Below are 8,496 nucleotides of genomic sequence, written 5' to 3' on the forward strand. Positions count from 1 at the left end.
CCAGCCAGATCGCGACGCCTTCTTCGGAGAGGCGCTTGAGTGCGTCTGTCATGGAATTACATCTCCTACGTGTCGTATGTGAGCGTCAGCGCTGGCCGGAAGGGGGAACGTACGATGCCGCAATTCACGCCGTATGACTGAGGTGCACGGCAGATCCGTCCTCCTGAGTACCGCACAGACGATGCGTCAGGACGGCGCGACGCCTCCCCGTGACACCGAGGAGAAGTACGGCTGCAAAAGCACCCACCATAGGTGCTGCCAGATAGACCCACAGGAACGAATACTCGGCGGAAAGAAGTGCCGGCCCAAATTGGCGTACTGGGTTCATCGACGCCCCTGTCACGTTGCCCAGCAACGCGATTGCGGCTCCGATCAGGATCCCTGCCAGCCACGGAACTAGAGGAGCAAGTCGAGGAGACTGGAGAAAGTAGCCGACAGCATAGATGACGATGCCTGTAGTGACGGCCTCAGCGGCAAACAACCAGGTCGCCGTCCACCCAGCTGCAGGGTGGATTACCGCATAAGTTACGGGTGGCTCCTCGGTAGCCGTACCCCATACGAGGCGGGCCACCATCACTCCAGCTACGGATCCGGTGAACTGTGCGACGACATATGGAATTACCAGGCGGCCGGGAAATATTCCGAAACGCCACATGGCGACCGAAATTGCGGGATTCATATGCCCGCCGCTTATTCTGCCCGGGCGGCTCAAAATGAGGGCGGAAATGAGCAGTCCAACGGTCACTCCGACAGTCAAGAGGCTCAGGCGTCCCTCGCCGATCTTGATCGATAGAGGCGACGGACCCACGAGCCATCGAACAATGGTGGTGACTCCGAACAGCAAAATGAACGACAGCAGTCCCTCCAGGGTGCTGTAACGCCATGCAGGGCCAGGCAGAAGGGCTTTCTGTCGAAGATCTGCTGATGCTTGAGATGTTCGGCCCCGTTCCGCGCGCTCTTGCATGGATCCCTCCGTCGCAGAAGGAGTCACTGTGGATTCGGGCATCGTGAACTCCGAAGGATGAGGTTGTACTCTTGAAGTCTTCGGGCAGAGCTGTGATTGCTGAAGTGGCTCGAGTGGCTCGGGTGAGCCGACTGCTAACACCCGGAGGTTTGCTATTTTTGAGTAATTGCACTGCGCCGGTATCCGCGTCGGATGAACTGCTCTCCGCGGCCACTCTGCTCACGCTCACCATCCAGATGATCCAGTCTGTCCGCAAACATCTGACGGCCGCTCCGTGGGATCGTCGCTGACCGGGGAATACGCTGAATTGTCGTAGTAGCCAACCGCGGCAGCGACGTTTTCAGGCGAAAGTTCGCTGGAGAAAGTTTCGGATCAAATCCGCTATCTCGGACCCATGAGACTCAAGAGCGAAGTGGCCGGCGTCGAGAAGATGGAGCTCTGCATCGGGCAGGTCTCTCTTATATGCACGTGCTCCAGCAGCACCGAAGATCTCGTCGTTCTTTCCCCATGTGATCAGCGTCGAAGGCTGATGCTTGCGGAAGTACTCTTGAAACTCCGGATAAAGAGCGATGTTGAACTGGTAGTCCCAGAACAGTTGCAGCTGAACTTCCTTGTTGCCAGGGCGGTCCATCAACGCCTGGTCGAGAGTCCACGTTTCCGGAGCGATTCGGTACATACGGTCGGCAGGGACACCGTGCGTGTACTGCCACCGAGTCTTCGCAGCCGTCAGGTACTCACGGGCGCCTGCCTCGTTGTCCTGTCGATTTTGCGTGTACGCAACGAGGGTGTCGGCGAAGGACGTGAAGCCTTCCAAGTACGCGTTCCCTGACTGGACAAGAAGCGCTGTTACTCGGTCAGGATTGCGACTGGCGATGCGCAGCCCGATAGGGGCTCCGTAGTCCTGGATATAAAGGGCGAAGTTTTGAATACCGAGCTGTTCAATCAGTTCCAGAGTGTGCGCGGTAAGGTTCTCGAACGAGTACTCGAAATCATCCACTGATGGTGCATCGGAGAATCCGAATCCGATGTGGTCAGGAGCGATGATGTGATATTGGTCCGCTAGATCTGGAATAAGATTCCTGAACATGTGGGACGAAGCGGGAAAGCCATGCAGCAGCACGATCGCCGGAGCGTCTGGGTCTCCTGCTTCGCGGTAAAAGATCTTCCGGTTCTTCACGGTAGCAGTGCGGTGTTGAGCTACCGGCTTGTTGTCGATCAAAGTGTCCTCCTCGAAGGAATGAGCGGTTGGCGCTGGATGCGACTTGGTTAAAACGCTTTGATTTCCTGTCCTCGGCCACCTCATGCACCATCGGGCGCCTTACTGATGTTGCTGTGCACACTGCTGGACAGCGGGCTGGCGTCGGGGCTGGATCCTGCCGACGGCGTCTGGAAGCCACTGCCTGGCTGAAACTACGCAGCTACGGTGGATGACTAGTGACTGATCTGTGAACCCCGTCATGTCCCCGCTCACAATCGGCTTACTGGCCCCACGTGTTTCGCTATTCCGTACGGTAATGTGAGGCTGCGGAGGTGGGCGTCGTAGCAGCCGGCGACCGCGGTCGCGAAGAGTTCGGCTCGCGCGTCATTGGTTCGGCCACCGCCTTCCGGCGCGTCTCATGACCCGGCCCGATGTCTCTTCTGACCGAATCGCTGGTCGGCCAGGACCTGCTGCCCCATCAAGAGGAGGCCCTGCAGATCTTGGCAGCCCTCGAGCCGTGTCCTCGGACTCGCCTACTTCGTAGGCCGAACCTGGCGGGGCCGGCATCGGCACGTCACCCTCGTCACGGCCACCCCGGCTCGCTCAGCCGAGAACTTCGTATGGCTGACGAGCAGCTGTCGGCCCTCGCCGGACCCGACTTCTCCCGTCGCCGGGACGCTCAGCCCGCCGTGCCCCAAAACCCGCATGCCGCCAACGTTCCGGCTCGTGCACGAGACGGGAGCCCTTCGCGGCACGGCTGGATGGGAGAAGGAAGCGGCGCCCAGAAGTGCCGCAGACGGTTACCGCTACCGCAGCCGACTGCCTGAGCGCTTCCAGGAACTGTCCGGCCCCGTCGAAGGCAACGTTGACCTGCCGCTCCACATCGTCTGGTCCGGGCGGACGTGCTACAGCCTGGACCGTGCAAAGTCCCGCATGACGCTCTACCGGAGCGTCCTCGCCGAAGGGCTGAGAGAGGACCTGGTGACCCTCCCGCACTACCGGCTGCTGACCGAGCAGTGGCCCGTGCTGCGGCGCTTGATCAGTCCGCACATCCGCGAGGTCTGGGAAGTCGCCTTCCCCGAGCCGCTCCGTACCGCTCCGACCGCCACGAACGCAGCGTGAAGCTCACTTCGGTCCACGAGCGTCTCCCCGCCGACATCCTCGACCTCGGCTCCCCCTACCTCTGGTCCTCACCGGCGGGAGGCCCACGGTCTGGTCGAACGCTCAGGCGCGATCTCGATGTCGCAACCGAGAACCCCGCGCCGATGCAGGAGATCATCGCCGCGCTCACAGCAGGCCTCAACGCGGGCGGATGGCGGACCTCTCATGTTCGGACCGATCCGCTCAGCGGCGGGTTCCCCGTCACAGATCCGGACTCCGGCGAGGAGTGCGAGGCCGACGTCCTCAAGGAGGCGTTCTGGGCTCCGCCCGCCCAGACCCCGTACGGCCCCGTGCTTTTCCTGGACGACGTGACCGGTACCAAGGTCCGTGCCCTCTCCGACCGCGGCACCGTCCGCGACCTCATCGACGTCCAGGCTGCCTCCCGCCACCGCTCCACAGTCGAGCTCGAAGCCCTGGGCCGCCGTCGCGCTCACGGCGAATTCAGCCTCGAAGACCTGCGGGACCGGCTGACCGGCTGACCGGCGCGGACTGGTACGAGGATGAGGACTACACCGCGTACAGGCTCACCTCCCGGCAGATCGAAGAACTCAAGGCATGGGCACTGGAGTGGGCGGAGGACCTGGGTACGCGGATCCACGACAAGTTCGCCTGAGCCTGGCGCTCATCCAGTCCCGGGGAGAGCCCGTTGGACTTCCTGCCATATGCGGCATCGGACAAGCAGCCCGGCGGGTTCCGCCACGGGCCCACGCCCGGTCTGGCGGATCTGGAGGGTGTTCAGCATGATCTAGCGCGGAACCCTGGGCGTTCACGCCCAGGAGGAAGCGCTTCTCAAGATAGGGGTGACCCGCCCTGGTGAGCCTTCCTCTTGATCGTGGACACCTGGAGACTGGGATCTTGAGGTTCCAGAGGAAGTAGCACCAGGTGGGAAGCAAGTACACGAAGCGGTACACCGAGGACTTCAAGCGGGACGCTGTCGCGCTCGTCGACTCGTCGGGCAAGACGGTCACCCCGGTCGCCCGGGAACTCGGCATCAGCTCCGAGTCCCTGCGCGGCTGGTACCGCAGGGCAAAGGCGGATCGGGGCGAGGGCGCCCCGGGCGAGCTCACGACGGCCGAACGCGAAGAGCTCAAGCGGTCGCGTCGGCAGAACGCCGAGCAGGCCAGGACGATCGAGGTGCTGCGAAAAGCCGCGGTCTTCTTCGCGATCTTGTCGGCGAGGCTCACCAGGAGGTCCTCCAGAACGACGCTGCCCGACAGCGACGGGGTACTTCGCGCGCTGGCAGACCGAGCCGACACCCAGCGACCGGGACTGGGCGTTCCTGAAGACCCTGCGGCGCGGCCAGGTCGTCACCGGCACGGTGACGTCCATCGCCAGCTTCGGCGTCACCTTCGTGGACATCGGCGGCTTCACTGCGATGATCAACATTCCGGAGTTGTCCTGGCGTCCCTTCAACTACCCGTCCGACGTCGTCAGCGTCGGCCAGGAGGTTACAGCTGAGGTCCTCGATGTCGCGATGATCTGGGAACGGGTGCCGCTGTCGCTTCGAGCAGGGCAGGAAGCCCCGTGGCCGCAGGTACCGCAGAGGATCCGTCAGGTGGTCACAGGGCCGGTCACCAAGATCGTGCCGTTCGGTGTCTTCGTCCGCATCGAAGACCGAGAGGACGGAGGGGCTCGTGCACACCGACGAGCTGGATCAATCGCCGCAGGACATCATCGAGGTCGGCGACGCTCTCACCGTGAAGATCATGGATGTCGATCTCGTACGGCGCCGCATTGCCCTGTCGCAGAGGCAGGCCGACCGCTGAGGACGTGGATGCAGTGCTTCTGGGACGAGGAAGCCATCTGGTTCTACTTCGAGGTCGACGCCGGCGGCTGGGTGACCCGATAGGTCGAACTCCAGGGTTCCGAGGTGACTCCGATCGCGGCTGCGTCTCTTGACGAATGGCAGCGTGCCCAGCAGGCAGGGGGTCTGGCCGAGTGCGAAAAAATGTTCGGGGTTACAGCTGGGCTCCCGATCTCACAGTGGGAGGGGCCCGAACCCGACCAACTGACCGCGCAAGAATTCGAGGCGGTTTGGGATGCCGCCTGTCGTGCGATCGCAGCGCGCTAGTTGACCAGGGGGAAACGCTGAGAGCCTGACAGCAGCACGTCAGATCGACTACTGAAAGCTACCTGTCACTTCGTGGCAGCTTCGGGAGTACAGGGCCTTCATCCGTGCCGCCGACTGAGAAAACTGACACTGGCCCTCGCGCCCGGCTCAGCCGCGAGCATCACCCTGCGCTACATGTCCGTTTGCCGTAGCTATACGAGAACAGGGCCTTCTTGCGGTGGTTGACGCCCCACAGGGTGTCGTCGCCGATCGAATGGCAGCCGTGGAAGTAGCGGACGCCGTGGGTGCGGTGGTAGGTCGCGAAGTGCCGCTCGGGGTGGCCGGTGGGGGCCAGCCGGAACCGCCGGTGGGGCGGATGCCGAGCGAGCCGAACTCATCGAACGCGAACACCCGGTCCGGGAACCGCTCCAGGACGTGCTCGATCCGGTCGAGCTTGGTGTCACGCTCGGGGTCGGGTGATTCCTTCCAGGTCTTGGAGCGCTGGAAGGTGATGCCGCGGCGGGCGAGCAGGCACCGTAACGCCTCGCGGCCGATCCTGATCACGCGACCGTGCACGCGTCGCAGGTGGGCGGCAAGTTTGCGGATGGACCAGCGGGTGAAGGGCTGGCCGAGCTTGGTCGGGCGGGTGGTGGCCGTCTGGACGACGAGGTCCTCGTCGTCCAGATGGCGCAGGCGGGGACGGCCTCCCGCCCACTCAGGGTCCAGGCAGGCCAGGCCGATCTCGTTGAACCGGTAGATCACGTCGCGGATGGTGTCCTCGTCTGCCTGCACCAGCTGCGCGATCACCGGGACCCGGTTTCCCGTCGGCCGACGCCAGCAGCATCATCGCGCGCCGGAAGCGCACCGGCTCATCCTGGTCGGTCACCCTGCGAACACGGACAGGCTCAGCCAACACACCCTCAGCGATCGGACGAACGGAGGTCACCGGACATCCAACCGCCGCGACCACCAACCCGGCGAACCTTCCCGGTCAGAGCACTAGCGTCGAATTCCCGGACGGTTCGGTTGGTTCCCGCACATCGCGACTGCCGCAGTAGCGCTGACCGCCGCTGCACCGATCGCTATCACCGGATCCCTGTGCACGGTCGCTGCAGCAAGGGCTGCGTACTGTATGCTTGCTGCCCCCCACGCCGGGGCTGCTATTTCTGGGTGCGGGCCAGGTTGCGTCGCGTAGTAGGCCGCGGCCTTCGCTGTCGCCAACGCCGAAGCCGTGGTCACCGCTCTCAGTATCGGCGATTCATCACTAAGGACTGCGATAGCCGTATTGGATGCTGCTAGGGCCATCAATGCCACTCCAGGGCGATCGGGCATGAGAGCTCTCTTTCGCTGTTTTGATGTTTAATTAAAGCGCCAGATTCGTGAGATCTCGCTCTGAACGCAGGCACCTGGCTCGCTACTACAACGCACTGCGGCGAAGGATGGTTCAACGGTTCCGACCGCAATAGTGTCGGGCCTTTACGAATCACAGGCTGCGGTCATCCTGTTCCCGCTGTCGTTCATGCCCGAATACGCCCAACATCAGCTGGTATGGGCGTCCAGTTCTTTCTGTGCTGGGGCCACTGCTGCGAGCTAGGGCTTTTGGGTTTTCTGGGTTGGTTTGGAGGTAGCTGTGGTGCTTGAAGGGGTCGTTGATAACGGCCCCGGCTGTTGCGCAGGAGTCCCGGACGCCCGTCAGTTGTCGGGCGTCGCCAGAAGGGGCTGCCTTACGCCCCTTCGAAGCTGGGGCTGCCGGCTCTCACGTCAGGGTTGACGAGCCGGCGTCACTCTACTGTGATTTCGGATTCGCTTGAGCAGGGTGCGGGGCCGTAAGACGAGATGGAGTCGTTGAATTTGGGCAGACTCTCGCTGAGGTCTGCAATCTCTTTGCCGGGAAGGACTTCGAAGGCGCGACCCTTGTAGTTCAAGTCGGCGTAGAAGCACATGCCGGTTTCGAGAGTCTGCAGTGACGTGATCTTATCGTTGAAGTTTATGTCAAAGGAAAAGAGCTCGGGCATGCTGATGGGGAGATGTTCGTAGCACTGCCCCCCGAGTTGTGGCTCGTCGCAGACTACGACGGTAGAGCACGGTGCTGGCGCAAAAGATCGGATGTGATTGTCCACGTCGCCGAAGCTGCCGTCACCGAGATTCGATACCTCAGTGTTCGCTGGCACCGTAAACTGGATACCGGTGTGCAGAGGCTCAGTATAAAAGCACATCGCGTGATCGAGCGTCTTTATCGACGTAATTTTGTCGACGAAACGTCCGTCGGAAACCTTGAAAAGATCCGAACTTTCTAGGGGCAGGTGCTGATCGCACTCACCGCCCAGTGATTGCTCTGTGCATACTACTACGGTGATGTCATCCTGCTCTTGATCTCCATCTTTCGTGCCTATTTGTGGTGGTGTGCTGGAAATCGTGCCGCGCTCTTCGGCGTGCCCGGCATTCGACTTAGAGTCGCACGCGGACAGGGCGAGCACTGCCATCAGTAGAGCTCCTGCGATCGTGTGAATATTCCTCTGCGGCATTCCATCACTTTCTGATTCTGAAATTCATGTGATCGCATGTACGATCTCGATTTTTACGTGCTCGTCTTGGGGTGTATTTATTCCGAACCTGTGACCATTCGTGCATGTGGGTAGACTTTGGCCGTTCGGGTGCCGATCTTTTGATCTTTTTGGATAGAGAAATCTGTGCGGTGTTTTCTTGGGCTCGAATAGTGGGTGTCTCAATATGGGGTACGCGCGGCGGCCCAAACTGGTTCACTCCCGTCGGTAGGGGCAGCGGGACCGATACCGACCGCGTGTCCCTCGCTCCATCTGACGGCTGCTGACCAGTGGATCCTTCACGCGCAGTGCCCCCCCGGGGGGTGCTGGCCCGCAGCCAGAGCCGGGGCAGCGGAGGCCGATGATCGCCATTGGGTGACCCCGTGGTGCGGGCGATCTGCACAGCAACGGGGCAGGGACACAGGTGCGAGGGGACCCGGCCAGGGTCGGGTCTGTACGGTCTTCGGTGTAACTCCCGCGCGTGGGATTAGGGTCCGTCTTCAAAGATCACCGGGTGGTGGATCATGGTGGGGTGATACGTCGCCATGAACTCACCGATGGGGAGTGGGAGTTACTCGCT

At 62.0% G+C, this 8,496-nt stretch carries 5 protein-coding genes and 3 pseudogenes; 4 read left to right on the forward strand and 4 right to left on the reverse strand.

Annotated features, from left to right (window positions below):
• Positions 1–124: 124 nt before the first annotated feature.
• Both J2X68_RS39935 and J2X68_RS39940 read right to left on the reverse strand, forming a co-directional pair.
• Positions 125–964: an aquaporin gene (locus J2X68_RS39935; protein ID WP_310437509.1), complete on the reverse strand. Its 840-nt coding sequence runs from the start codon at positions 962–964 to the stop codon at positions 125–127.
• Positions 965–1,304: 340 nt separating this feature from the next.
• Complete coding sequence (locus J2X68_RS39940) at positions 1,305–2,183, reverse strand: alpha/beta hydrolase (RefSeq protein WP_310437510.1); 879 nt, start codon at positions 2,181–2,183, stop codon at positions 1,305–1,307.
• 798 nt (positions 2,184–2,981) lie between these two features.
• Here J2X68_RS39940 and J2X68_RS39945 point away from each other — a divergent pair.
• The 4 genes and pseudogenes from J2X68_RS39945 (at position 2,982) to J2X68_RS39960 (ending at position 5,089) form a co-directional block, all read left to right on the forward strand.
• On the forward strand, positions 2,982–3,284 hold the full coding sequence (locus tag J2X68_RS39945; protein ID WP_310437513.1) for a hypothetical protein: 303 nt from the start codon (positions 2,982–2,984) through the stop codon (positions 3,282–3,284).
• Positions 3,281–3,936, forward strand: a pseudogene (locus J2X68_RS39950) (nucleotidyl transferase AbiEii/AbiGii toxin family protein). Before J2X68_RS39945 ends, J2X68_RS39950 begins: the two are co-directional and overlap by 4 nt.
• Before the next feature lie 269 nt (positions 3,937–4,205).
• Positions 4,206–4,424 (forward strand): annotated as a pseudogene (locus J2X68_RS39955) (transposase); the annotation flags it as partial.
• Positions 4,425–4,957: 533 nt separating this feature from the next.
• Complete coding sequence (locus J2X68_RS39960) at positions 4,958–5,089, forward strand: S1 RNA-binding domain-containing protein (protein WP_310437511.1); 132 nt, start codon at positions 4,958–4,960, stop codon at positions 5,087–5,089.
• Positions 5,090–5,602: 513 nt separating this feature from the next.
• Here J2X68_RS39960 and J2X68_RS39965 read toward each other — a convergent pair.
• Positions 5,603–6,286 (reverse strand): annotated as a pseudogene (locus tag J2X68_RS39965) (helix-turn-helix domain-containing protein); the annotation flags it as partial.
• 868 nt (positions 6,287–7,154) lie between these two features.
• A complete protein-coding gene (locus tag J2X68_RS39970) occupies positions 7,155–7,856 on the reverse strand; it encodes a hypothetical protein (RefSeq protein WP_310437512.1) in 702 nt (233 codons plus the stop codon).
• Positions 7,857–8,496: the final 640 nt, after the last annotated feature.

Source organism: Streptomyces sp. 3330, assembly GCF_031456635.1.
GTDB lineage: Bacteria > Actinomycetota > Actinomycetes > Streptomycetales > Streptomycetaceae > Streptomyces.